Here is a 23894-nt window from a genome sequence, read left to right as displayed (position 1 = left end):
ACTCTTGACGGCCGTGTTCCTAGCGTCTCTGGCATGAACAACGCCCTGACCGCCGCGGCCGCCGGGTTCGGCACCGGCCTCACCCTCATCGTCGCCATCGGCGCCCAGAACGCCTTCGTACTGCGCCAGGGGATCCGCCGCGAAGCGGTCCTGGCGGTGGTGGGCATCTGCGCGGTGTCCGACGCGCTGCTCATCGCGCTGGGCGTCGGCGGGGTCGGCGCGGTGGTCGTGGCCCGGCCCGAGGCGCTCACGGCGGTCGGACTGATCGGCGGCGGATTCCTCCTCTGCTACGGAATCCTGGCCGCACGGCGGGTGCTGCGGCCCTCGGCGCTGGAGGCCGCGGCCGGCGCGGCGGGCTCCCGGCGGCAGATCGTCCTCGCCTGTCTGGCGATGACCTGGCTCAACCCACACGTCTATCTCGACACCGTGTTCCTGCTCGGCTCCCTCGCGGCCGACCGCGGCCCGCTGCGCTGGACCTTCGGGCTCGGGGCCGCCATGGCCAGCCTGTGCTGGTTCGCCGCGCTGGGCTTCGGCGCCCGGCTGCTCGGCCGCTTCCTCGCCCGGCCGTCGTCGTGGCGGGTCCTGGACGGCGCGGTCGCCGCGACGATGATCACCATGGGCGCCCTGCTGATCGCCGACGCCTGAGACGGCGTACGCGATAGTGAACCCTGACAACTGAAAGATGTATCGAGCAGCCAGGACGGTCGTGGACACGAGCAGGAGCAGTACGGACGGGGCGGACGGCGGGGCGGACAGCGGGATCGACCGGGGGACGCACGGCGGGGCCGGGAACGGCTCGGCGGCCGGATCCGCCGAACACGACGAGGCGGCGGGAGCGGACCGCACCGGCTGGCGCCGCTGGGCGATGGACACCCGCCCGCTGCGCCGCCCCGCGTACCGCAGGCTCTGGTCCTCCACCATCGTCACGGCGGTGGGCAGCCAGCTCACCGCCGTCGCCGTGCCCAAACAGATCTACGACATCACCGGCTCCTCGGCCTGGGTCGGTTACGCGAGCCTGGCCGGACTGCTGCCGCTCGTGGTCTTCGCGCTGTGGGGCGGCGCGGTCGCCGACAGCATGGACCGGCGCAAACTGCTCCTCATCACCAACACCGGCATAGCCGTCACCTCGGTGCTGTTCTGGATACAGGCCGTCGTCGGACTCGATTCGGTGTTCGTCCTGATGGCGCTGCTCGCCGTCCAGCAGGCCTTCTTCGGACTGAACTCCCCGGCCCGCAACGCCTCCATCGCCCGGCTCGTCCCCGAGGACGAACTGCCCGCGGCGAACGCCCTCGGTTCGACCGTCATGCAGACGGGCCTGGTGGCGGGGCCACTGCTCGCGGGTGCCCTGATCCCCGTCATCGGCCTGGGCGAGCTCTATCTGATCGACGCCCTGGCGCTGTGCGTCACCGTGTGGGCCGTGATTCGGCTGCCCGCACTGCCGCCCCTGACGGGCTCCGCGGCCAAACGGGCGGGCTGGCGCGAGGTCGCCGCCGGTTTCCGCTACATCGCGCTGCACAAGGTGCTGCTGCTGTCCTTCCTCGCCGACATCATCGCCATGGTCCTCGGCATGCCCCGGGCCCTGTTCCCGCAGCTGGCCGCCGAAACCTACGCGTCCTACGGCGAAGGGCTCGCGCTCGGCCTGCTGTTCGCGGCGATCCCGATCGGCGCGGTGATCGGCGGACTGATGTCGGGCACGTTCTCCCGGGCCCGTCGGCACGGGCTCATGGTGATCGCCGCGGTGATGGCCTGGGGAGCGGCGATCACCGGCTTCGGCCTGAGCACCAGCCTCTGGGTGGCCGTGGCGTTCCTCGCCGCCGCCGGGGTCGCCGACATGGTCTCCATGGTCTTCCGCGGCGCGATCCTGCTGTCGGCCGCCACGGACGAGATGCGCGGCCGGATGCAGGGCGTGTTCACCGTGGTGGTCGCGGGCGGCCCGCGGTTGGCCGACGTCCTGCACGGAACGGCCGGCTCCCTCCTGGGCGCCCGCGCCGCCGTCGCGGGCGGCGGACTGCTGGTGGTCGTCGCCATGGCGATCCTGGCGGTCGCGGCGCCGGCGCTGCGACGCTACTCGTGACCTTCCGTGCCGGGCGTCAGCTCTCCGAGGCCTGCGCCATCAGCGTCTGGAGGTGAAGTCCCCGGTGGACGTCGAGTTCGCCGGACACCCCGGTGCGTACGGCCGTGGCGAACTCCCGGCGCAGCACCGACCAGGTCTCCTCGTGGTCGAGTTCGGTGGCGTCGTAGACCAGCGGGGCCTGCGGACCGAAGAGTTCGATACGCGTGTTGCCCTGCTCGACGTGGACCGATCCGGACAGTGAGGCCTGACTGACGACACCGTCGGCGTGTTCGCAGGTCAGCTCGATCCAGCGGCGGGGGTCACCGGTACCGCGGACCCGGACGATCGGTCCGACAGCGGCGTCCAGGAGATCCAGGAGATGGGGACCCAGGTCGAGCAGGGCGCCGTGCTCGAGCCGCCAGGTGGTGGCGAACTCGCCGCCCAGGAAGGCCCCGTGCAGGAGACACGAACGGGCCCCGGTGATCTCCAGCTCCCGCGCTCTGCTCAGGAACTTCCGGGTGGCCGGGTGGTAGCGGTTGGTCAGGACGAGCTGGGAGACGACCCCGGCCTCGTCGACGGCGTCGGCGAGGCGCCGCGCCGACGCCAGATCCACACCGAGCGGCTTCTCCAGGAGCAGTGCCTTGCCCGCCTTCGCGGCCAGCGGAGCGAGTTCCGCCTGCACCGCGGGCGGAACGGCGAACGCGACCGCCTCGCAGCCGTCGAGCAGCTCCTCGAAACGTGTGACCGCCGCGGCCCCGTGGGGCTCGGCGGTCTCCCGGGCCGCCTCGGCGCGCCGCGCCCACACCGAGGTCAGCCGTGTCTCGGGACCGGCGGCGAGCACGCGCGCGTGCACGGCCCGCGCCCAGGGCCCGGCACCGACCAGCCCGACCTTCACCGGGGGATGGGGCCACGGCTGCGCGGCATCGGTCTCGATCGCGGTCACGGAGGTCTCCTTGTCCTGGCGCCCGGAGCGGGCTGGGGAAACTCCATCACGGGGACCGGGCTCTCCACCAGGGGGTGCGGTGCGCCGCGGCCCGGCGGGCGGGCCTTCCGGTGAGCGGTTCTTGACCCTCCCTTTCCTTCATTACCTCTGATACAGAGCTATTCTCAAAACGTGGAGTCCGAGAGCTTTCCCGAGGCGCTGGCAGACGCCCTCGCCGGAGTGCAGCGACTGATCCGGCGGCGACTGCGCAGTGGCACGACCGCGCCGCGGCTGCGCGGCGCGGAGGTCGAGCTGCTGCGGCTGGTCGTGGCCCGCCCCGGCATCGGTGTGTCGGAGGCCGCCAAGGAGCTCTATCTGGCCAGCAATTCGGTCTCGACGCTGGTCAACCAGCTGGCCCGGGACGGCTATCTGAACCGCGAGACGGACCCGGCCGACCGGCGGGCGGCACGCCTGCTGCCCACACCGGCGGCGGACGCGCGACTGCGCGACTGGCGTGAGCGGCGCACGGCTCTCGTACGCCGCCAGGTGGCCCGTCTCGACGAGGCCGAACGCGCGGCCCTGGAGGCGGCCCTTCCAGCCCTCCGCAAGCTGGCGGTGAACCTGCACGAGGAGGCCGAGGAGACATGACGCGGAACCCGACGGGCGGGGGAGACCCCACCGAGGAGACGGAGACGGAGACGGAAACGGAGACGGAGACGGAGACGGAGAGGGAAACGGAGACGGAGACGGAGACCGTGGTGACGGAGACGGTGACCGTGGCGATGGGGGCGGCGGATGCCGGTACGGAGGCCGTCAGCTGTGTCGGGCTCGTCTACGCCTTCGGCGAGACCACCGCGGTCGACGGTCTCGACCTTTCCGTCCACGACGGAGAGGTGTTCGGGCTGCTCGGGCCCAACGGCGCGGGCAAGACCACCGCGATCCGCTGCATCACCACCCTCCTGCCGGTCCCCACCGGCATGGTCCGCGTCTTCGGGCACGACGCCACCCGCGAACGCATGGCGGTACGCCGCCTGCTGGGCTACGTACCGCAGCAGTTGTCCGCCGACGCGGGTCTCACCGGCCGGGAGAACGTGGCCTTGTTCGCCCGCGTCTTCGACGTCGCCCGCAAGGAGCGCGCGGCACGCGTCGAGCAGGCGCTGGCGGCGGTCGACCTCACCGACGCGGCCGACCGGCTCGCCAAGACGTACTCCGGCGGCATGGTCCGCCGCCTCGAACTCGCCCAGGCACTGGTGAGCGCACCCCGGCTGCTGATCCTCGACGAACCGACCATCGGTCTCGACCCGATCGCCCGCACGAGCGTGTGGGAGCACATCAACGCCGTACGCGCCGCCACCGGAATGACCGTCCTGGTGACGACCCACTACATGGACGAGGCCGACCAGTACTGCGACCGGGTCGCGCTGATGCACCGCAGCCGCGTCCGTGCCCTGGGCACCCCCGACGAACTGCGCAGGGGCCTCGGCGAGCGGCGCGGCGCCGGGAAGAACGGTGAACTGCCCACGCTGGAGGACGTCTTCCGCGACATCGCCGGCAGCGGCCTCGACGAACAGTCAGGAGACTTCAGCGATGTCCGAAGCACCCGTCGTACAGCGTCCCGTGTCGGCTGAGCGCGTCCACCCGGGCGGCCTCGACCTGCTCGTCGTCCCACCACGGGCCCGTACCGGCTGGCGGGTGCTGCCCGCCCGGGTCGGCGCGATGTGCGCGGTCGAACTGCAGAAGCTGCGCCACGACCGCACCGAGCTGTACACCAGGGCGGTCCAGCCGGCGCTCTGGCTGCTGATCTTCGGTGAGACCTTCACCCGGATCAAGGCGATACCCACCGGCGGCATCCCCTATCTCGACTACCTGGCGCCCGGCATCATCGCCCAGTCCGCGATGTTCATCTGATCCCTCCGTGGATACTCCGCCCTTCAGGGCGGAGAGGAAACGGACTCCTGCGGAGCAGGGCAGGGAAAGACGATCCGCCGCCAGGGCGGATCGTCGTTCGCGACCAACTATCCGCAGATTGCCGCAATTTGATGCGATAGTTTGTGAGCTGTGACCATTCACGTGAAGCGGGCATTCAAGTACCGCTTCTGTCCGACCGATGCGCAGGCAGCCGAGCTGTCGCGCACGTTCGGGTGCGTGCGGAAGGTCTACAACATGGCGCTCGCCGCGCGCACGGAGGCGTGGGTGACCCGTCAGGAGCGGGTGAACTACAACGCCACCTCCGCGATGCTGACGGCGTGGAAGAAGACCGAGGAGCTGGCCTACCTCAACGAGGTGTCCTCGGTTCCCCTCCAGCAGGCGCTGCGGCACCTGCAGACGGCGTTCACCCATTTCTTCGGCAAGCGGGCGAAGTACCCGCGTTTCAAGTCGCGCAAGAAGTCGCGCAGGAGTGCGGAGTACACCACCAGCGCATTCCGCTTCCGCGACGGAGCGCTGACACTGGCGAAGATGACCGAGCCGCTGGCCGTCGTGTGGTCGCGCCCGCTGCCCGAGGGAGCGAAGCCGTCCACCGTGACGGTCTCGCAGGACGCGGCGGGACGCTGGTTCGTCTCCCTGCTGTGTGACGACCCCGGCGTCAAGCCGCTCCCTGAGAACGGGAATGCGGTCGGCATCGACGTCGGGCTGGAGCATCTTCTGACCCTCTCGACCGGGGAGAAGATCGCCAACCCCCGGCACGAGCGCCGTGACCGGGCCGCGCTGGCCAAGGCACAGCGCTGTCTTGCGAAGAAGGAGAAAGGGTCGGCGAACCGGGCCAGGGTCCGGCTGAAGGTTGCGAAGGTCCATGCGCGGATCGCTGACCGGCGTCGCGACATGCTGCACAAGATCACCACTCGGCTCGTTCGTGAAAATCAAACGATCGTGATCGAGGACCTGACCGTGCGCAACATGGTCAAAAACCACCGGCTCGCCCGCGCCATCAGTGACGCGGCGTGGAGCGAGTTCAGGAGCATGCTGGAGTACAAAGCCCAGTGGTACGGGCGCGAGGTGATCGCCGTGGACCGGTGGTTCCCTTCCTCCAAGCTGTGCTCCGCCTGCGGCACCTTGCAGGACAGAATGCCGCTGAACGTCCGCGCCTGGACGTGCGGCTGCGGCATCACTCACGACCGCGACGTGAACGCGGCGCACAACCTTCTGGCCGCCGGGCTGGCGGTGACAGTCTGTGGAGCTGGTGTAAGACCTCAACGGAGTACTCCGGGCGGGCGGTCGGCGACGAAGCAGAAACCCTCACGGCGCGAGCCGTAAGAATCCCCCTCCTTCAGGAGGGGGAGAAGTCAACGCCATCTTCTACGGCATCGTGATCATCTGGGAGCGGGACGCCGGGATCCTCACCAAACTGCTCGTCACCCCGACCCCGCGTTCGGCGCTCATCACCGGCAAGGCCTTCGCCGCCGGGGTCAAGGCGCTGATCCAGGCGGTGGTGGTCGTCGTCATCGCGGCGCTGCTCGGGGTCGTGATGACCTGGAACCCGCTCCGTCTGCTGGGCGTGGCGGTGGCCGTCGTCCTGGGCTCCGCCTTCTTCTCCTGTCTCTCGATGACCATCGCGGGCATCGTGCTCACCCGGGACCGGCTGATGGGTATCGGCCAGGCGATTGCCACCTCCTCGCGAGCAGCCGCCAGGTACTCAACCGACCGCGCGATACGCAGGCTCACCGGAACCGGCGAGAGCCGGAAGAGCGCATTCTCCCCGAGCCGGATCACCCGCGCTTCTGTCGTCGAGTCCTGCAACCCGGCACGCGCCAACCCTCACTGGCGTCGCCCCTGCCGACGTGAACCCCACTTCCGAACCCCGAGCGGCGCCAACCACTATGCCCGCACCAGCTCCCCAGTCGCGCGCGATCAACCGGCACACGCCTACGGGTGACCAACCCGCGCGCACCAGACACGACTCTGACCGTACCCGCACTCAAACGATCAAGGCGAGTGCGCGAATCAGTAGCGGGTCTCGCCGAGCCCTCAGCTTGGGAAGCTGAGGTGATTTGGGGCTTGCTGAGGGACTGACCTGGGGCGGAGGGGCGTCGACCACCTGGTGGCGGGTCTTCTGATTCCCCGGTGTTCCCTGCGGTTCCCCATACGATCTGGCACACGTCTGGCGCGACCTCTTCGTGCCGAACTTTCGGCTAGTAGGTCACTGATGGTTCTCGGGCTGCTCAATCAGCCGTAGACGGCGCTTGGGGTACAGCCTTAGTCGCTGAGGGCTGTATGGCTTGGACGGCTCGGCGCGCACTGGCGAGGTTGTTGCGGCTGATCAGGGTGTCGGGGTGAGTGTCACCCAGGACCTGCTCGCGCTGGGCGAGCGTCGCCTCGTACAGAGGGATCGCCTGTCGCAGGTCCCCCGCCGACTCGTAGGCGCTGGCGAGGTTGTTGCGGCTGTTCAGGGTGCTCGGGTGGGTGTCGCCCGGGGCCTGCTCGCGCTGGGCGAGGACGGCGTTCAGTAGAGGGATGGCCCGTCGCAGGTCCCCCGCTGCCTGGTAGGCGTAGGCGAGGGCTCGGCACCGACCAACCGACGAGAACGCAATGCCGGCACGGGGCGGTGTGCCGTGCGCCGTCTACCGCAGTCGGGGTGCGCCGAGGTGAACGGTGTCGCAGAACACCGGGGTCACATTCCGGCCGTGTAGGTCGGTGATCTGCACGGTAGCGCCATAGTCGGTGGGCGCGGGGTGCGGCGGCAGCACCTCGATGCGTGGGTCGTCGTCGACCGGTATCGAGCAGGAACCGTCAGGGGCAGGGGACGCAGGGTAGAAGAGCGGGAAGTCGACCGAGTTGCCGGGGCCCAGCATCAGGCGGACCGGCGCCTTCGCTTTCGGCTCCGACCAGACGGCCGGCCCTTTGCCCGCGTAAGCGTGAAGCTCCGGATAGCCGTTGAAGGCGCAGGACGCGGTGCTGGCGTTGGTCGCGCTCAGCAGGGCCGTCGGCGCCTTGCTCGACTTGTCGGCGAGGCGCGTCAGTCTCCATCGCAGCTGCTTGGTGCCGCATGCGGCACCTGGTCGGACGCCTGCCGAGGCCGAGGGCGACACGGTCGTCTGTGACGGTTCGACGGTCGGCGCCGTTGTCCGTGACGGCCCGGTGGTCGGCTGCGCGGCAACACGGTGTTCTGGACCGCAGGCTGCAGCAGCCACAACCACCCCCAGGCTGATCGCGCAGACTGCCGCTGTTCGCCGTGCCATGAGTACATCCCCCTGGTGGAGCACCCCTGCAAAGGCCGTGTGCCCCCCGCTTCTGACTCCCGGACAGGGAGATGCACACGCCTCCCGGAAGGTTCCCAAGGCTGATTCCCCACGCCCATGCCTGAGCCATCTTCCGACCACCACGGCCCCCATAACAGGGGCAGTGCCCGCAAGAAGCGCTCCCGCATCGCACAATGACTTGGGGATTCACGCAATAGCGGCCAGACCTCCCGGCCGCGTGAGCCCGGCCACGGTGTACTCGACGCCGAACCGGCGGCGCACGATCTCGGCGATCCGGGCTGGCGTCCAGCACTGGTCACTCCAGCCGTTCAATATGGCTTGTGGACCGGGATTGACCCGGCCATCACCATGCCGCTGTTCTTCGGCTCCAACGCCCTCTACCCGGTGGCCGTCATGCCCGGCTGGCTCCAGGCAGTCAGCCTGGTCAACCCGCTCAGCTACCAAGTCGACGCCCTGCGCGGCCTGTTGCTCGGCACACCCGCGCACCTGCCCCTCGACTACGCCGTACTGACCGTGGCGGCGGCCCTCGGCGTATGGTCGGCGTCGTCACTGCTGGGGCGGCTGGCCAGGTGAGACGGCGATCCGGGCTCCCGCCCAGGGGGGCGCTGGCCGAGGCCGTCAGCAACGGCCAGGTGAGGTAGATCGCAAGCTGCCACCGGGAATGGCTGACGCGGCAACACCACTAGCTCGAACAGCTCTTGCACCTTGCCGACCAGCACAACGTCACCCTGCACGGCCAGGCCCAACTGTCGAGATCTCGCCGACCCCGACGACCCTTTCTTCCTCCGCATCGAGGTGGCACAGGCCTGCCGATCCAGTGACGACACCTCGCGACGCCACGGCTGATCGAGCCGGGGATGGCCGGCCGCACGGCGGCAAGCGTCGAGGTCGAAGCGGACCCACACGGTCTTGCCTCCCGGGCCCTTTGGGGACCACCACGCCGCGTCGGGCAGTCGTCAGCAACCTGGCGTCAGCCGACTACGCCGAAGTCCTGATCGAAGAGGGCGCGGTAGTACGCGACTTCCGGTTCGGGCTCCATCCAGATGTTGCCGGTGGGGAGCTCTGTTGTTGCGTTGTCGGACCACCCGGTTGGTTTCCGCTGCGCTCTTCGAGATGCACGACGAATGGATCGCCTTACCTCGCCGCCACCTCCCCGAAGGTGATATGGGTGATATCTACCGTAAACTCTCTTTTAGTTCCTCCGTGCTACCCAACGCGCCGAAATGCAACCGCCAGTTGATCCCCAACGCGATGACGAGGGCCACTACCTGGCGGATGCGTGTTCCCGACCGAGTGGCACTCGCTTCGGTATCCTTCCGTGCAGGTCATCGGAGGTCATTTACCCAAAGATTGCTGGGCAGTTGACCTCGGGGTTTCGTGGTAGCGTCCTTGTTCGGAGGGACAGTGCAACCTGAAAGGGAAATCGTGAACACGGAGAAGATTGCCGCTCGCCGCCTCTCGCTGGAAGAGGTGACGAAGCTCGGCGTGAAGGACAGGCTCTTCATTTCCGCCGATACGGCAGAACTCAAGCTTCCCGGCTGCTATGTCCCTGCTTTTCTGACCGAGTCCGGTGAGCATTTCGAGGGCGGCTCGATCACGGCGAGAACCGTATTCCAGGAAGAGGTCTCCTGCCTTCCTGACGACGAGAATGAAGCCGGAATCTACTTGGCCGACGAGAACGGCTCGGTGACCATTGAGGTTCTCCAGTCCGCCGGTGTCGTGCTGGACCTGGCACTTTTCGTCCCTGGTGGGGACAAGGGGGCCCTCACGGCCCTTTACGCTGCGGCCCGGCAGGCATTCGGCGCCGACATCGTGCAGATCTGGCGCCAGGGCCTCAAGGAGGTTCCCGACGTGAAGGTCGACATCTTCGAGGAGCAGATTCCCCGGGGGCGTAAGGGGAGCGACAGCCCCAAGCGTGACCGTCGCGCGATCGACACCTACCCCACCCGTGCGGACTTCATCGAGTTCTCCGCGGGGTGGAAGCCGGTCGTTGAGATTCACAGGCCGATTGTTGACAACACCCCGACCATCTGAGGTGGCGTCACCTCTCGGTCTCGGCCTGAGAGAACGCCGAGAACGCATGCGCCGGACCCGCAGGGCTTCGGCGTAGTCGGCGGGCGTCACACGCGAGGTTGTTGCGGCTGCTTAGTGTGTCGGGGTGAGTGTCGCCCAAGACCTGCTCGTACTGGGCGAGGGTGGCCTCGTACAGGGGCATGGCCCGGCAGCAGCCAGCCCGAGTGGGCCTGCGGTACGGGCCTCACCTCGAACAGCTTCATCGACTACGGATGGTCGACGGACTGCGATCACGGCGGCGGCACCTACACCTACTACCCTGTGATGCAGGGCTACGCCAGCGGCATCGGCTGGGGCCCGAAGACCCGCTCCGACAATGAACTGCCCAAGAGATGCGGGACCAGGTCTCCGAATCCGTAGGAGAAGCGCATCGTTGAACAGCCCCCCACGCGTTACTCACCCGAGGGCACCCCCTTGGGCCGCAGCGCGGACAACATCTGGCTGAGCAACAGCTATTCCACCGAAACCCCGCGCACCCGCAAGCTGTGGTGGCGTATCAGGGATGCGCTCCGCCGGCCGGTGAAGAACAGTGAGCAGCGCCACTGAAGCACGCGGACCGGCAGGGCCTCCATCTGGCCGGCCGTCTCGACCAGTTCCACTACGACACCGCACCGGCCAACGGCTGGCCCATCGCCGCAAATGGTGACTTCGAGGACTAGTGGCGCTACCACGGGCATCGCGGACGCCGGCGTCTCCATCCCGTATCCCACCAGCAGGAGCACGGGCCTACAGTCTGATCGGGAGCTAGCGACGGTCCCCGTCTCAACCTCCTCCCTGGCGCTGAACTGGCAAGGCAAGGGGGGCAGGCGACCGTCAGACGCAGATCCAGCAGTAGAGGCGATGCCCTCGCTCGACCGCCCGGCCCGCCAGGTCGATGGCCTGCTCGAGGAACTCCGCAAGGCCCTGTGGATCCGGCGGCGTGGGGAACACGTCCGATGCGGCCCATACCTGGGCCACGTGGTGCAATGAACCGCGGTCAGCGGCGGCGAGCGCGTCACGCAGGGCATCTGTCAGCGACAGGCACAACAGTTGCCCATCGTCGGCCGTCGCGAGCAGGTGACCGTACCGCGGGTCCGCCTGGATGGTCTCGGCAGACCGGCCCGAAAGGATCACCTCCGCTGGCAGCAGGTCGACGGTCGGATCCATACCGTTGACGTCGAACCCGTCATAGCCCGTCGCGGTCGGTTCGTCGTCCTCACGCATCACGGCCCGGACCGCGTCGTCATCGTCAGCAGCAGCGAAGTAGCCATAGATAACTCCCATGCGGCGATCTTGGCACCCGCCCCTGACACCCGCTCTCGATCAGTCCATCACTCCGGAGGAACCGCACCCAACCCGGATCGCATGCGCCGTCGCTTCACAACGCCGGGTGCGGGGTCCGGTCGTCGCCGCGCAAGCGCGTGCTGTGAGTCGGGTGACGGCTGCGCTCATCGCCGTAACCACCTTTGAACGCGCGTGGCGTCGGCTATGCGGACTCCGACCGGCGTCCTCTCCTGCCGCTGTCGTCGCTGGTGGTGTCCGTACCGCCGGATCCTTGGGGCTGTGAACGCTGTGGCGCCTGTGCGTCTTGGGCCGCGGCGAGCGGCGCCAGGTGTGCCGAGGCGCTGTCCAGCAGCCCGAGGTCGGCCTTGGTGTGCGCGATGGCGGCGTCGATCAGGACCGCGACCAGCGGCTCGGCGGCGTGGGCTCGGCGTTGCTGTGCCAGGCCGGCGAGTTCGGACAGGTATGTCTGCCGCTGTGCCTCGATCAGTGTGGTCAGGGCGTGCGGGCCCAGGGCGACGGCGCCGAGGAGTTTCAGGAACAGCTCGTCGCGGAAGCCGCCGACACGTACCCAGGCGCTGGTCGCCCACGTGTTCAGCTCGGTCCTGCCGGCCTCGGTGAGTGTGTAGAGGTTCTTGTCGGGCCGGTCGGTCTGCGTGACCTGTGAGCGTGAGACATAGCCGTCACGGACCAGCCGTTCGAGGATCTGGTAGAGGTGGCCGATGTTCAGGCCACCCCACTGCGGGCCGATGGCCTCCTCGAACCGGGCTTTGAGTTCGTATCCGTGGTTCGGCCGCTGGGTCAGCAGCGCGAGTACTGCGTGGTGGAGCGGCATGTACCTCTCCCTTCGGCATTGCTCTCTCCTGCATTGTGACAACATACCCTTGAATTGCGACAATGTATGAGGGTGAGGCTGCATCTATGGCTGTGAGCGTGGCGTTGCGCGGGGTGAGCCGCCGGTATCCCGGGCTGACCGCTCTGGACGGGATCGACCTGGAGGTCGCGGCCGGCGAGGTGGTGATGCTGACCGGGGCTTCCGGTGCCGGCAAGTCCACCGTGCTGCATGTGACGGGCGGTATGGACCAGCCCGACGAGGGGCATGTCGAGATCGACGGTACGGAGCTGGTGCCCCGGAACCTCGACCGCCACCGGCGGCGTATCGGCTTCGTCTTCCAGCGCTTCCATCTGCTGCCCGCGCTGACCGCGCTGGACAACGTGCTCGCCCCCGTCCTGCCCCGCAGAGTGGACTTCGACCGGCGCGAGCGCGGCATGGAACTGCTCGAAGCGGTCGGCCTGGGAGACCGGTCCGACGCCCTGCCCTCGCAGCTGTCGGGCGGTCAGCAGCAACGCGTCGCCGTCGCCCGCGCGTTGGTCAACCGGCCGGGACTGCTGCTGGCCGACGAGCCGACCGGCAACCTGGACAGCGTCATCGGGCGGGAGATCATCGATCTGCTGATGTCGCTGCGCGAGCGGTACGCGATGACGATGCTGATCGCCACCCACGACGCGGAGGTCGCCGCCAACGGCGACCGGGTGGTGCGTCTGCAGGACGGCAGGATCACCTCCGACCAGCGGGTCACGCCGTCCGGCGACGTGCTGAACCGGCTGGGGGGCCTGCGCCCGTGATAACGATGATCCTCGATCAGCTCCGGCGGCGGCGCGGGCGGGCGCTGGCCCTGGCCGCCGGCATCCTGGTGGCGGCGACCAGCTTCACCCTGCTGACCGCGACGGTGAGCACCAGCAGGGCGACCACCGTGGGCACGCTCCGCAAGAACGCACGGTCCGCCTACGACGTCCTGGTGCGCCCGCCGAACTCGCAGACGGACGTGGAACGGCAGAGCGGACTGGTCGAGCCGAACTTCCTGTCCGGCACGTTCGGCGGCATCACCATGGACCAGTACCGGCACATCCGCGGCATGGCCGGGATCGACGTGGCCGCACCGGTCGCCAACATCGGGTACCTCATGGTGATGAGCACCGTCACCGTGGACGTCTCCCGCTTCCTGGACAGCAAGGCGTCCCGGCAGATCCTGCGCATCAGCCCGACGCTCACGGCCGGACTGGGCGCCTATCGCACCTCCGACGAGTACGTCTACCTCACCCGCTCCCCCCTGACGTCGGGGTCGTCGTCGGATCAGGTCTTCCAGTCCGACACCCTGGAGAAGGGCGCGGTCGACAAGAGCACCCAGCGCTATCAGCTGAAGGGTAAGTACGACGTCTGCTTCTACTTCAACCGGGACAAGACCGAGCAGACGGACTTCAACCTGCAACTGCCGATGAGGCCGAACCTCATCGCCGAGGATCTCAGTGACAGGTCGGCGTTCGACCGGGACCTGAATTCGTGGATGAACTGTCAGTCCGGGCAGGGCAAGGCCACCATCGACGTTCCGGTCAGTTACCCCGTACTGCTGTCCGCCGTCGATCCTGAGGCCGAGAACCGCCTGGTGGGCCTGGGCGGCGCGATCGCCTCGGGCCGCATGCTCACCGAGCAGGACAAGCCGTGGACGCTGCCGTCCTCCAAGAGCATCCACGGACAGCACGACTCGTACATCCCGGCGCTGCTCAGCAGCAGCCCGCTGACCGCCGGAACGCTCAACGCCGCCGTCGAGCGGCTCGATGTCGGTGACCCGGCCGAACTGCCCTCCAAACTGGGCAATCCGACAGCCGCCAGTTTCGTCCGCGGCCTGCACGGGACCCGTGTGGGCAAGGTCGGCGTCGATCTGAGCAAGGGCTACCAGAAGGCGCTGGAGGAGGATTCCTTCGACACCGGCGCCTACTGGACGGTGGGCCCTGTCACCTACCGCCGGACATCCGACGGCGGCCTCGCCGTGCAGGCACAGCCGCGGCAGAAGCCCGGCCTGTGGGTGACCAACCAAGAACAGCGGCCCGTCCCCTACGTCCCCGAGGAGAACCAGGGCAAGCAGTACCGGAAGGTGATCAGCCATGCCTCCACGGACTGCCTCGGCCTGGGATACTGCGACCACGTCGACTCCGGGCGCCTGCCCAATCCCTTCGTCCGCCTGGTCGGCCGCTACGACACCGGCAAACTGCGCGGCTTCTCGGCACTGTCCGACGTCCCGTTGGAGACCTACCAGTCGCCACAGGTCACCGGCGCAGACCCCGCCACACGCGCGGTGCTCCACGACAAGCCGCTGCGGCCCGACCGCAACCTGGGCGGTTACGCCAGCCCGCCACCCACCATGCTGACGACGATGGACTCCATCACCGCGCTCACCAAGAGCCGCCGGGTCCCGAGCCTGCAGGACAAGGCGCCGGTCAGCGCGATCAGGATCCGGGTGGCCGGCGTGAGCGGCGTCGACACCGCCTCCCGTGCGCGGGTGAACGCCGTGGCCGGGGCGATCCGGGCCGCCTACCCCCGGCTCCAGGTCGACGTCACCGTCGGCAGTTCCCCCGCCCCTCAGACGGTGGCGCTGAGTCCCTCGGCGCATGTGACGGAGCGCTGGGTCGCCAAGGGCGTGGCACTGCGGATCCTCAGGGCGGTGGACACCAAGAGCGCGGTGCTCTTCGTACTGGTCCTCGTCGTGTGCGCGCTCTTCCTCGGGCAGGCGGCGCTGGCCTCGGTGCGCTCACGCCGCACCGAGATCGGCACGCTGCGCTGCCTGGGCTGGAGCGGCGGTGAAGTACTCCGCCTGGTCCTCGGCGAACTAGCGGTCATCGGCCTCGCTGCCGGAGCCGCGGGCACGGTCCTCGCCTACGCCCTCGGCCGCATGCTGGGACAGCCCGACGCCGGCGCCAAGTCACTCCTCGTCCTGCCGGTGGCGCTCCTCGTGGCCCTGGCGGCGGGATTGATCCCCGCCTGGCTCGCCGCCCGGCTGGGGCCTATGGCAGCCGTCCGACCCCCTGTGACCGCGGCCCGCCACTCCCGCCCGGTGGGTTCGGTGGCCGGACTGGCCGTGCTCAACCTGCTGCGGGTGCGGGGCCGCACGCTGCTGGGCGCGGCAGGGCTGGCGCTGGGAGTGGCCGCCTTCACCGTGCTGCTCGCCCTGACACTGGCCTTCCGCGGCGAGGCAGCCGGCTCGCTGCTCGGCAACGCCGTGGTGGCGCAGGCACGCGGGGCCGACTACCTCAGCGTCGCCCTCTCCCTGCTGCTGGGTGCCGCCGGCGCCATCGACGTACTGATCATCTCGCAGCGCGAGCGCGCCGCCGATCTCGCGGTGCTCCGGGCGACCGGCTGGACCAACCGCGAGCTGGCGATGCTGACCCTGTACGAGGGGATCGGACTGGCTCTGCTGGGCGGCCTGACCGGCGCGGTGGCCGGCCTGCTCGTGGTGCTGTCGCTCGGTCAGGGCGTGCTGCACGGACACCTCCTTGCGGTCGCCGGCGCCGCACTGCTGGCCACGCTTGCCGCGACCGCCCTGGTGAGCGCGGCTCTGACAGTCCCGATCCGGGGGCTGTCCCGGATCGCCCCCGCCCACCTGCTCGCCGCCGACTGACAGTGAGGATGCGACGTGGTGACGCTGCTGGTGGGTCTGACCCTCCGACTGACTGACGTTTCGACTGTCCTGTTTGGGATTTGTCGGCCCATCGGGTGTTTCCACGCACGCGGCCGGACGGGCGCTTGTGACTTCATAGGAGCTTGGTCCAGAAGCCCCGTCACTGTCTTGTCCACCCGCCCGACCGGCGCGTGCCGCCCTCGGATCGGACACGCAAGGACGGACATGACCAGCATGACGCACGACGGCCGGCAGATCACCGGCGGAGTCGACACCCACGGCCTGACCCACCACGCCGCAGTGATCGACCGGATCGGCCGGCACCTGGCCGAGGGTGCGGATCCTGTCGAGTGAAGGCCGTTGATCAGGCGCCGAGTTGGTAGTCGTGCTGGTCGGGGTAGGTGCGCTGGTGTTCGCGGGTGTGGTGGTAGGTGAGGTAGTCGTCGAGGTCGCCGTTGGCTTGGACGGCGCGGAGTTTGAGGACGGCTTCGGCGTCGGCGACTACCTCACCTACCACCACACCCGCAAAACCCCAGCTCAACCGTCCCCCGAGAGGATCCACACCCAACGGCGACTTCGAGGACTACTGGAACTTCCACGTGGCCCGCGAACATCAACGCCTCTACCTCAGCCCTGACCAGCAGCACTACCGCCTCACCGCTTGATCCCGACCTTCACTCCAGAGGATCCGCACCCAACGAGGAAGGGGCTCAAAGACCACGTGGCTGTACACAAACCTGGACCCGGCCTTCGGGCTCACCCCGCCTCGGAGGCGATCCGCGATGCGTCTCCAGGACCCACCGGGGACAGGCTCAAGATCGCGTTCTTAGTGCCCTTGGGCGCAGGCTAGTACGCGTTTGTGGCGCGCACCGACCGCCCCGGCAGTCGGACGTCAGTCGACAGCCAATACCTTGTGTACCGGCATTGACCCAGGCCATCACGATGCCGTTGTTCTTCGGCTCCAACGCCCTCTACCCGGTGGCGGTCATGCCCGGCTGGCTCCAGGCCATCCTGTCTCCTTCGTGGGTTCCCCCGGCTTCAGCCGGGGGTGAAACGAAGCTCCCGCGGAGCGGGGCAAGGGGCGGCGATTCGCCGCTAGGCGGACCGCCGTTGTCAGTGGCGTGCACTACGTTGATCACACGAGTTGGAGGGGGTGACTCCATTGATCCGCGCGTACAAGTTCCTTCTGTATCCGACCATGCGTCAGACCTGGGCGTTGGGCGAGATGCTGCGGGATCACTGCTCCCTCTACAACGGGGCGCTTGAAGAGAGGCGGTCCGCGTACCGGCACGCGTCGAGGACGACCGTGCGCTACGGCCGGCAGTCCGGACAGCTCAAGGACATTCGGGCGTTCGATCCGGAGCGTCAGGGCCGGTGGTCTTTCTCCTCGCAGCAGGCGACGTTGCGCCGCCTGGACAAGGCGTTCGCCGCGTTCTTCCGCCGCATCAAGTCCGGTGAGGCTCCCGGCTACCCCAGGTTCCGGGGTGTGCGCCGGTTCGACACGGTGGACTTCCCCAAGGACGGGGACGGCTGCCGGTGGGACTCCACGCCGCACGATCCGCAGACCCGTGTCCGCTTCCAGGGCGTCGGGCACGTCAAGGTCAAGCAGCACCGGCCGGTGGCCGGGAAGGTCAAGACCGTTTCCGTCAAGCGTGAAGGGCGCCGCTGGTACGTGATCCTCACGGCCGACCAGGCACCGCCCGAACCGCTCCCCGCGACCGGAGCCGTGGTCGGTATCGATCTGGGGATCGCCTCGTTTCTGACCACCTCCGACGGCCGGCACGTCGACAACCCGCGCCACAGCCGCAACGCCGCGAAAAAGCTGGAGGCGGCGCAACAGGCCCTCGCCCGCAGCAAGCGCGGGTCGAAGCGACGACGCAAGGCCGTGGAACGCGTCGCCACCCTGCACCGCAAGGTGCGCCGCCAACGCCTCGACCACGCACACAAGACCGCGCTCGGTCTCGTCCGCGACAACGATCTGATCGCGCACGAAGACCTCAAGATCCGCAACATGAGCAAGGCCCCCGAGCCGCGCCCGAACGGGGACGGAACCTACGCCCCGAACGGAGCCGCGGCGAAGGCCGGACTCAACCGAAGCATCGCCGACGCCGGGTGGGGGGTGTTCCTCGCGATCCTGGCCGCCAAGGCGGAAGGTGCCGGACGGGAAGTGATCGCCGTGGATCCCCGCAACACCTCCCGCACCTGCCCCGACTGCGGGCACGTCGCCAAGGAGAACCGGCCTACCCAGGAAAAGTTCCACTGCCAGGCCTGCGGCCACACCGCACACGCCGACGTCGTAGGGGCTTCCAACGTACTGCGGGCCGGGCTGGCCCGTCGTCAAGCCCAACCAGCTTGACGAGAAGCCCCCTCGTTCACGAGGGGGAGTAGTCACCAGCAAGGTCAACCCGTTGAGCTGTCAAGTGGACGCGTTGCGCGGCCTGCGGCTCGGCACACACGCCCACCTGGCCCTCGACTACGGGGTCCTCGCCCTGGCCGCCGCCCTCGGCATCCTGTCCGCCTCGTCCCTGCTGGGCCGCCTGGTCCGCTGATGGGGGCGTGGTCTCGAACTTCCTGCCGGGTCCCTCCAGTACGACGGTGCGTGTGCACCGCCCCCGCCGCGACTTGACCAGATGATGAGGGTCACCGGCCCGCGGGGCTCATAGGCTGTGCGTCATTGATCACTTGATCCGCTGATCACCTGATTGCCGTCGCACCGGAGGAGCCAACGTGACGCCACGTCCGCATCAGACCACCAGACGCACAACTGTCCTTCGAAGGGAGGCAGTTGTGGCCGCGGTTCCCGTCGCCGTCGCGGCGTTGCTCGTCGCGGCGGGCCCGGCGGCGGCCGGTACGGTGGGCTCGTCCGGTGCGGGGGACGCGTACTTCCCGCTCTCGGGCAACGGCGGCTACGACGTCCGGCACTACGACCTGACCCTCGGTTACGATCCCCAGAGCCGCCACCTCGACGGCAAAGCGGTCATCACCGCCCGGGCCACCCAGCGACTGACCCGCTTCGACCTCGACCTCAAAGGGCTGAAGGTCACCGGCGTCACCGTCGACCACGCCAAGGCGTCCTACCGGCGTGACGGCCAGGAACTGGTGGTCACCCCCCGCCACTCCCTCCGGCGGAACCAGGAATTCCGAGTCACCGTCACCTACTCGGGCACGCCCAAGCCGGCCACCGACCCGGACGGTTCCTCGGACGGGTGGATCCCCACCGACGACGGCGCGTTCGTGGCCGGCGAACCGCAGGGCGCCATGACGTGGTTCCCCGCCGACAGCCACCCCAAGGACAAGGCCTCCTACGACTTCACCATCACCGTCCCCGAGGGACACACCGCCGTGGCCAACGGAATCCTCCGCGGACAGTCGACCAGCCACGGCCGTACGACCTTCCGCTGGCGGCAGTCCGAGCCGATGGCGGCCTACCTCGCCACGGCGACGGTCGGGAAGTTCAAGGTCGAGCAGTACACCACCCGCGACGGACTCAAGGTCTACAACGCCGTCGACCCCCGTGAGGCGACCGCCGCGGCGCCCGTACTGAAGAAGCTGCCGTCCGTGCTGGCGTGGGAGAGCGGTGTCTTCGGGCCCTACCCCTTCCGGGCCGCCGGGGCCATCGTCGACCGGGCTCCGCAGGTCGGATACGCGCTGGAGACCCAGACGCGTCCCGTGTACGACTCCGCGCCCGACCTGAGCACCCTCGTCCACGAAAGCGCGCACCAGTGGTTCGGGGACTCCGTCAGCCTCACCGCGTGGCAGGACATCTGGCTCAACGAGGGCTTCGCGACGTATGCCGAGTGGCTGTACGCCGAGCAGCACGGTGGGAAGACGGCGCAGCAGACGTTCGACTCCCTGTACGCCAGTCCTGCCGGCAGCGGTCTGTGGGCGTTTCCGCCGGCGGATCCCGGGAGTGGGGCGCACATCTTCGACACGCCCGTGTACGCGCGGGGTGCGATGGCTCTGCAGAAGCTGCGTACGGCTGTGGGGGACGGGGTGTTCTTCCGCATCCTGCGGACCTGGGCCACGGAGCACCGTGGCGGCCATGGCACCACCGCCCAGTTCATTCACCTCTCGGAGCGGTTGTCCGGGAAGGACCTCGGCGCGCTGTTCCACACGTGGATCGGCACGGCGGGCAAGCCGACCGCTCCCTGACCGGTTCCTTCGCCCCCGCGCCCCTGGTGCGGGGGCGAGAACGCGTCAGGTGGGGCGGAGCCAGATGGTGGCCAGGGGAGGGAGCGTCAGGCGCAGGCCGCCGTCGTCGGCCCGGGGGTGGGGGTTGTGGATGTCGCTGCCGCCGTAGCGGGCGGCGTCGGTGTTGAGGACTTCGTGCCAGGCGGGGATGTCTTCGGGGATGCCGAGGCGGTAGTCGTGGCGGACGACGGGGGAGAAGTGGGAGACGGCGAGGAGGGGGGTGCCGTCGGTGTCGTGGCGGAGGAAGGCGAGGACGTTGTCGTCGGCGGCGTCGCCGGCGATCCAGGTGAAGCCGGCGGGGTCGGTGTCGCGTTGCCAGAGGGCGGGTTCGTGGCGGTAGACGGTGTTGAGGTCGCGGACGAGGTCGCGGACGCCGCGGTGGTCGGGTTCGGCGGGGTAGGCGGGGTCCAGGAGCCACCAGTCGGGGCCGTGGGTTTCGGACCATTCGGCGCCCTGGGCGAATTCCTGGCCCATGAAGAGGAGTTGTTTGCCGGGGTGGGCCCACATGAAGCCGAGGTAGGCGCGGGTGGTGGCGCGTTGTTGCCACCAGTCGCCGGGCATTTTCGACACGAGTGAGCGTTTGCCGTGGACGGCCTCGTCGTGGGAGATGGGCAGGACGTAGTTCTCGCTGTAGGCGTACACCATCGAGAACGTCATCTCGTTGTGGTGGTACTTGCGGTGCACGGGGTCATGGGCGATGTACTCGAGCGAGTCGTGCATCCATCCCATGTTCCATTTCAGCCCGAATCCCAGTCCACCGTCCGAGGTCGACCGCGTGACGCCGTCCCAGGCGGTGGACTCCTCGGCGATCGTCACGACGCCGGGTGCGCGGCGGTAGACGGTGGCGTTCATCTCCTGGAGGAAGGCGACGGCGTCGAGGTTCTCCCGGCCGCCGTGTTCGTTGGGGGTCCACTGTCCCGGTTCGCGCGAGTAGTCGAGGTAGAGCATCGAGGCGACGGCGTCGACGCGCAGGCCGTCGATGTGGAACTCCTCGCACCAGTAGACGGCGTTGGCGACGAGGAAGTTGCGTACCTCGCGGCGTCCGTAGTCGAATTCGAGGGTGCCCCAGTCGGGGTGGGCGGCGCGCTGGGGGTCCGCGTGTTCGTAGAGGGGGCGTCCGTCGAATTCGGCGAGGGCCCATGCGTCGCGGGGGAAGTGGGCCGGTACCCAGTCCATGAGGACGCCGATCCCGGCCCGGTGCAGGGCGTCGACGAGGTGTTTGAAGTCGTCGGGGGTGCCCAGTCGTGCGGTGGGGGCGTAGAAGCCGGTGACCTGGTAGCCCCAGGAGCCGCCGAAGGGGTGTTCGGCGACCGGCATCAGCTCGACATGGGTGAAGCCCAGGTCGGAGACGTAGGCGGGCAGTTGCTCGGCCAGTTGGCGGTAGGTCAGGCCCGGACGCCACGAGGGCAGGTGGACCTCGTACACCGACAGCGGTGCCTCGTGCACGGGACGAGCGCCCCGTTCCGCCATCCACTCCTCGTCCCTCCACACGTGGGACGACTCCGTGACGATCGAGGCGGTGGCCGGAGGCACTTCGGTGCGGCGGGCCATCGGGTCGGCGCGCATCGTGTGCGTACCGTCGGGCCGGGTGATGTCGAACTTGTACGGCGTTCCCTCGCCGATGCCGGGCATGAACAGCTCCCAGACGCCCGAGGAACCGAGCGACCGCATGGGGTAGGCGGTGCCGTCCCAGTGGCAGAAGTCCCCGCAGACCCTGACCCCCTGGGCGTTGGGTGCCCAGACCGTGAAGCGGGTGCCGGTCACGCACTGGTGGGTCATGGGGTGAGCCCCGAGCGCGCGCCACAGCTCCTCGTGGCGTCCCTCGCCGATGAGATGGAGATCGACCTCGCCCAGCGCGGGCAGGAAGCGATACGGGTCCTGCACCTCGTACGCGTGGCCCGCATACGTCACGGACAGCAGGTACTCGGGGATCGTGTCGAGCGGCAGGACGCCCGAGAAGAGGCCGTCCCCGACCCCCCGTAGCTCCGTGCGGCGGCCGTCCACCACCACCGCGACGGACTCGGCGTACGGTCGTAGCACGCGGAACACGACACCGCCCGGTACCGGGTGTGCGCCGAGCAGCGCGTGCGGATCGTGGTGGGCGCCCGACAACAGGCGCGCGCGGTCCGTCGCGTCCAGCGCGGCTACCGGCCTGGTGCCAACGGCGGTGGTGGGAACTGCCACGGCTTCAGCCTCCTCGGGGAAAGCGGTGGGGCGGATGGATCCTGGGCTCCGCGTCGTCGTCAGAGGCGTTCAGCGGGACGTTCGACGCGGGGTTCGGCCGGATGCTCGACGCGATGGTCGCCTGGATGTCGGGCAGGACGCCCGGTGGGGTGTTCGCCACGCAGTTCCCCCGCGCCTTCGGCGAGGCGACCGACCGCCGCCATCGGGACCGGCAGCCAGTCGGGCCGGTGCCTCGCCTCGTACAGCACCTCGTACACGGCCCTGTCGGTCTCGTACGCGCGCAGCAGTTCGGGCTCCTCGCGCGGGTCCCACGCGGCCGCGGCGGCGTACCCCGCGCAGAAGGCCTCCCGGCAGCGCTGCGCCCACTCGGGGCGCCACGGCCGGCGGGAGCGCGCGGCGTAGTCGAAGGAGCGCAGCATGCCCGCGACATCGCGTACGGGGGACTGGAGGCGTCGGCGCTCGGTGAGCGGACGGGCCGGCTCGCCCTCGAAGTCGATGACGGACCACTGCCGTCCGGCCCGCAGCACCTGCCCCAGGTGGAGGTCGCCGTGAATCCGCTGCGCCGGCCGAATCGCCGCGTCGAGCGCCGCGAGCGCGTCGAAGGCCGAGCGCAGCCCCGCCGCGTACGGCCGGAGTTCGGGCACGGAGCGGGCCGTGGTGTCGAGCCGTTCACTCATCGAGGCCGCGAGTTGCCGGTGCTGCAACGGACTGGGCGCTCGTACGGGGAACGCCGCCGCCAGCGCCACATGTATCTCGGCGGTGGCCCGGCCGAGTTCGTATGCCTCTTCGGTGAACTCCCCGCCCAAGATGAGTGATTGGAGTGCCAGGGTCCAGCCGTCGGAGGCGTCGCGCAGGAACGGCTGGAGCACCCCGAGCGTCGCCTCCCGCGGCTGCGAGGTGCCGAACCACGCCGCGGGGGCGGGTACGCGGGTGCAGCCCTGCCGGGCCAGCGCCCAGGGCACCTCCAGGTCGGGGTTGATGCCCGGCTGGACGCGGCGGAAGACCTTCAGGATGAAGGAGTTCCCGTACACGAGGGAGGAGTTCGACTGCTCGGTGTCGAGGAGCCGGGGGGCGAGACCGCAGGGGACCGTCACCTGGGGATCCCGCTCGAAGAGCAAGGGTCCTGCGGCCCCGGGCGTGCGCAGCCGTTCCAGGAGCAGACCCGCCGCGTCGGGATCGTGGAAGGCGTCGTACACGCTGAGGTCGGCCAGGGGTCCCGCGCTCGGACGGCCTATGAAGGCGGGGGCGAGCCGGGGTGGCAGGACCTCGCGTGCGCCGAGCAGGAGCTGGTAGCAGTCGTCGGGCGGGGGAGTGCCGGGACCTTCGGGTTCGGAGCCGCCGAGGTGTTCGGTGCGTATCAGGAGATGCAGGCAGCCCGGGTACAGCTCGGTCGACGACACCACGCTCAGGCCGGTGACGGGGTGGCCCTTGCCCGCGAACCAGCGCTGCCGCGGCAGCCACTGCCGCAGCAGTTCGGCGAGCGAGGTGAGCAGTGCGGCGGGGGCATGGCTGCCCGGACGGTGCAACGCGGTCTTCGGCATGGCGACACGTCCTTTCAGAGG

Annotated in this window: 21 protein-coding genes and 5 pseudogenes; 16 read left to right on the top strand and 10 right to left on the bottom strand. The window is 69.1% G+C overall.

Translation table 11 applies throughout. From position 1 onward, the window contains the following. Positions 1-33: 33 nt before the first annotated feature. Together FNV62_RS05605 and FNV62_RS05600 are read left to right on the top strand one after the other, a co-directional pair. Positions 34-645: a LysE/ArgO family amino acid transporter gene (locus FNV62_RS05605; protein ID WP_144314764.1), complete on the top strand. Its 612-nt coding sequence runs from the start codon at positions 34-36 to the stop codon at positions 643-645. Between the two features lie 61 nt (positions 646-706). After that, entirely contained in the window at positions 707-2074 is a 1368-nt protein-coding gene (locus FNV62_RS05600) for an MFS transporter (RefSeq protein ID WP_413083817.1), read from the top strand. A gap of 16 nt (positions 2075-2090) precedes the next feature. On the opposite strand, the gene FNV62_RS05595 is transcribed toward FNV62_RS05600, so the two are convergent. Continuing rightward, the gene (locus FNV62_RS05595) at positions 2091-2996 is read right to left on the bottom strand and encodes a Gfo/Idh/MocA family protein (protein WP_144314762.1); all 906 of its coding nucleotides are present in this window, start codon (positions 2994-2996) and stop codon (positions 2091-2093) included. Between the two features lie 171 nt (positions 2997-3167). Here FNV62_RS05595 and FNV62_RS05590 point away from each other — a divergent pair, with 171 nt between their 5' ends. The 5 genes and pseudogenes from FNV62_RS05590 to FNV62_RS05570 all read left to right on the top strand — a co-directional run. Then, positions 3168-3623: a MarR family winged helix-turn-helix transcriptional regulator gene (locus tag FNV62_RS05590; protein WP_144314761.1), complete on the top strand. Its 456-nt coding sequence runs from the start codon at positions 3168-3170 to the stop codon at positions 3621-3623. A gap of 134 nt (positions 3624-3757) precedes the next feature. Then, complete coding sequence (locus tag FNV62_RS05585) at positions 3758-4603, top strand: ATP-binding cassette domain-containing protein (RefSeq protein WP_144316416.1); 846 nt, start codon at positions 3758-3760, stop codon at positions 4601-4603. Continuing rightward, positions 4563-4880: pseudogene (locus tag FNV62_RS05580) on the top strand (multidrug ABC transporter permease); the annotation flags it as partial. The gene FNV62_RS05585 and the pseudogene FNV62_RS05580, both read left to right, overlap by 41 nt. A 153-nt stretch (positions 4881-5033) precedes the next feature. Next, a complete protein-coding gene (locus FNV62_RS05575; protein ID WP_144314760.1) occupies positions 5034-6227 on the top strand; it encodes an RNA-guided endonuclease InsQ/TnpB family protein in 1194 nt (397 codons plus the stop codon). A gap of 34 nt (positions 6228-6261) precedes the next feature. Further along, positions 6262-6576: pseudogene (locus tag FNV62_RS05570) on the top strand (ABC transporter permease); the annotation flags it as partial. A gap of 556 nt (positions 6577-7132) precedes the next feature. Here the strand turns inward: FNV62_RS05570 and FNV62_RS05565 are convergent. The 3 genes from FNV62_RS05565 to FNV62_RS05555 form a co-directional block, all read right to left on the bottom strand. Next, complete coding sequence (locus FNV62_RS05565; protein ID WP_143656978.1) at positions 7133-7501, bottom strand: tetratricopeptide repeat protein; 369 nt, start codon at positions 7499-7501, stop codon at positions 7133-7135. Positions 7502-7531: 30 nt separating this feature from the next. Then, on the bottom strand, positions 7532-7999 hold the full coding sequence (locus FNV62_RS05560) for a DUF4232 domain-containing protein (protein ID WP_164657604.1): 468 nt from the start codon (positions 7997-7999) through the stop codon (positions 7532-7534). A 357-nt stretch (positions 8000-8356) separates the two neighbouring features. Further along, the gene (locus FNV62_RS05555; RefSeq protein ID WP_225900153.1) at positions 8357-8482 is read right to left on the bottom strand and encodes a winged helix-turn-helix domain-containing protein; all 126 of its coding nucleotides are present in this window, start codon (positions 8480-8482) and stop codon (positions 8357-8359) included. 15 nt (positions 8483-8497) lie between these two features. Here FNV62_RS05555 and FNV62_RS05550 point away from each other — a divergent pair. Then, a pseudogene (locus FNV62_RS05550) lies at positions 8498-8743 on the top strand (ABC transporter permease); the annotation flags it as partial. 852 nt (positions 8744-9595) lie between these two features. After that, complete coding sequence (locus FNV62_RS05545) at positions 9596-10204, top strand: hypothetical protein (protein ID WP_143600111.1); 609 nt, start codon at positions 9596-9598, stop codon at positions 10202-10204. A 7-nt stretch (positions 10205-10211) separates the two neighbouring features. Here the strand turns inward: FNV62_RS05545 and FNV62_RS57895 are convergent, their stop codons facing one another. The 3 genes from FNV62_RS57895 to FNV62_RS05530 all read right to left on the bottom strand — a co-directional run bounded on the left by FNV62_RS57895 (position 10212) and on the right by FNV62_RS05530 (position 12338). Beyond that, positions 10212-10385, bottom strand: coding sequence for a tetratricopeptide repeat protein (locus tag FNV62_RS57895; protein ID WP_164404832.1), 174 nt, complete (start codon positions 10383-10385; stop codon positions 10212-10214). 671 nt (positions 10386-11056) lie between these two features. After that, positions 11057-11506 carry a hypothetical protein gene (locus FNV62_RS05535; protein ID WP_097282842.1) on the bottom strand — a complete coding sequence of 150 codons (450 nt, stop codon included), beginning with the start codon at positions 11504-11506 and terminating at the stop codon, positions 11057-11059. Positions 11507-11708: 202 nt separating this feature from the next. Next, positions 11709-12338 carry a PadR family transcriptional regulator gene (locus FNV62_RS05530; protein ID WP_143600109.1) on the bottom strand — a complete coding sequence of 210 codons (630 nt, stop codon included), beginning with the start codon at positions 12336-12338 and terminating at the stop codon, positions 11709-11711. A gap of 86 nt (positions 12339-12424) precedes the next feature. On the opposite strand from FNV62_RS05530, the gene FNV62_RS05525 reads away from it, so the two are divergent. From FNV62_RS05525 to FNV62_RS56975, 3 genes are all read left to right on the top strand, one after another. Further along, the gene (locus tag FNV62_RS05525) at positions 12425-13129 is read left to right on the top strand and encodes an ABC transporter ATP-binding protein (RefSeq protein WP_225900152.1); all 705 of its coding nucleotides are present in this window, start codon (positions 12425-12427) and stop codon (positions 13127-13129) included. A 5-nt stretch (positions 13130-13134) separates the two neighbouring features. After that, entirely contained in the window at positions 13135-15957 is a 2823-nt protein-coding gene (locus FNV62_RS05520; RefSeq protein ID WP_144314758.1) for an FtsX-like permease family protein, read from the top strand. Positions 15958-16182: 225 nt separating this feature from the next. Then, positions 16183-16311 carry a hypothetical protein gene (locus FNV62_RS56975; protein ID WP_257040128.1) on the top strand — a complete coding sequence of 43 codons (129 nt, stop codon included), beginning with the start codon at positions 16183-16185 and terminating at the stop codon, positions 16309-16311. Between the two features lie 10 nt (positions 16312-16321). Here the strand turns inward: FNV62_RS56975 and FNV62_RS05515 are convergent, their stop codons facing one another. Next, a complete protein-coding gene (locus FNV62_RS05515) occupies positions 16322-16477 on the bottom strand; it encodes a hypothetical protein (RefSeq protein ID WP_164405923.1) in 156 nt (51 codons plus the stop codon). Positions 16478-16887: 410 nt separating this feature from the next. Between FNV62_RS05515 and FNV62_RS57890 the strand changes: the two are divergent. The 4 genes and pseudogenes from FNV62_RS57890 to FNV62_RS05500 all read left to right on the top strand — a co-directional run. Continuing rightward, positions 16888-16968: pseudogene (locus FNV62_RS57890) on the top strand (multidrug ABC transporter permease); the annotation flags it as partial. 151 nt (positions 16969-17119) lie between these two features. Then, positions 17120-18313, top strand: coding sequence for an RNA-guided endonuclease InsQ/TnpB family protein (locus FNV62_RS05510; protein WP_144314757.1), 1194 nt, complete (start codon positions 17120-17122; stop codon positions 18311-18313). Positions 18314-18350: 37 nt separating this feature from the next. Further along, a pseudogene (locus FNV62_RS05505) lies at positions 18351-18506 on the top strand (multidrug ABC transporter permease); the annotation flags it as partial. Positions 18507-18744: 238 nt separating this feature from the next. Further along, on the top strand, positions 18745-20109 hold the full coding sequence (locus tag FNV62_RS05500; RefSeq protein ID WP_144314756.1) for a M1 family metallopeptidase: 1365 nt from the start codon (positions 18745-18747) through the stop codon (positions 20107-20109). 45 nt (positions 20110-20154) lie between these two features. Here FNV62_RS05500 and glgB read toward each other — a convergent pair whose 3' ends face one another. Together glgB and FNV62_RS05490 are read right to left on the bottom strand one after the other, a co-directional pair. Then, on the bottom strand, positions 20155-22332 hold the full coding sequence (glgB, locus tag FNV62_RS05495; protein ID WP_144314755.1) for a 1,4-alpha-glucan branching enzyme: 2178 nt from the start codon (positions 22330-22332) through the stop codon (positions 20155-20157). Between the two features lie 59 nt (positions 22333-22391). Next, complete coding sequence (locus FNV62_RS05490) at positions 22392-23873, bottom strand: maltokinase N-terminal cap-like domain-containing protein (protein ID WP_144314754.1); 1482 nt, start codon at positions 23871-23873, stop codon at positions 22392-22394. Positions 23874-23894 lie beyond the last annotated feature (21 nt).

The organism is Streptomyces sp. RLB3-17, from assembly GCF_007113425.2.
Classification (GTDB): Bacteria; Actinomycetota; Actinomycetes; order Streptomycetales; family Streptomycetaceae; genus Streptomyces; species Streptomyces mirabilis_D.
The sequence above is the reverse complement of the archived record's forward strand: the minus strand, read 5'-3'. Positions and strand labels throughout refer to the sequence as shown.

Excerpts from the sequence above, each read along its gene's own strand:
- FNV62_RS05525 (WP_225900152.1), top strand. The coding sequence starts at position 12,425 with ATGGCTGTGAGCGTGGCGTTGCGCGGGGTGAGCCGCCGGTATCCCGGG.
- FNV62_RS05605 (WP_144314764.1), top strand. The coding sequence starts at position 34 with ATGAACAACGCCCTGACCGCCGCGGCCGCCGGGTTCGGCACCGGCCTC.
- FNV62_RS05530 (WP_143600109.1), bottom strand. The coding sequence starts at position 12,338 with ATGCCGCTCCACCACGCAGTACTCGCGCTGCTGACCCAGCGGCCGAAC.
- FNV62_RS05490 (WP_144314754.1), bottom strand. The coding sequence starts at position 23,873 with ATGCCGAAGACCGCGTTGCACCGTCCGGGCAGCCATGCCCCCGCCGCA.
- FNV62_RS56975 (WP_257040128.1), top strand. The coding sequence starts at position 16,183 with ATGACCAGCATGACGCACGACGGCCGGCAGATCACCGGCGGAGTCGAC.
- FNV62_RS57895 (WP_164404832.1), bottom strand. The coding sequence starts at position 10,385 with ATGCCCCTGTACGAGGCCACCCTCGCCCAGTACGAGCAGGTCTTGGGC.
- FNV62_RS05535 (WP_097282842.1), bottom strand. The coding sequence starts at position 11,506 with ATGGGAGTTATCTATGGCTACTTCGCTGCTGCTGACGATGACGACGCG.
- FNV62_RS05520 (WP_144314758.1), top strand. The coding sequence starts at position 13,135 with ATGATCCTCGATCAGCTCCGGCGGCGGCGCGGGCGGGCGCTGGCCCTG.
- FNV62_RS05585 (WP_144316416.1), top strand. The coding sequence starts at position 3,758 with ATGGGGGCGGCGGATGCCGGTACGGAGGCCGTCAGCTGTGTCGGGCTC.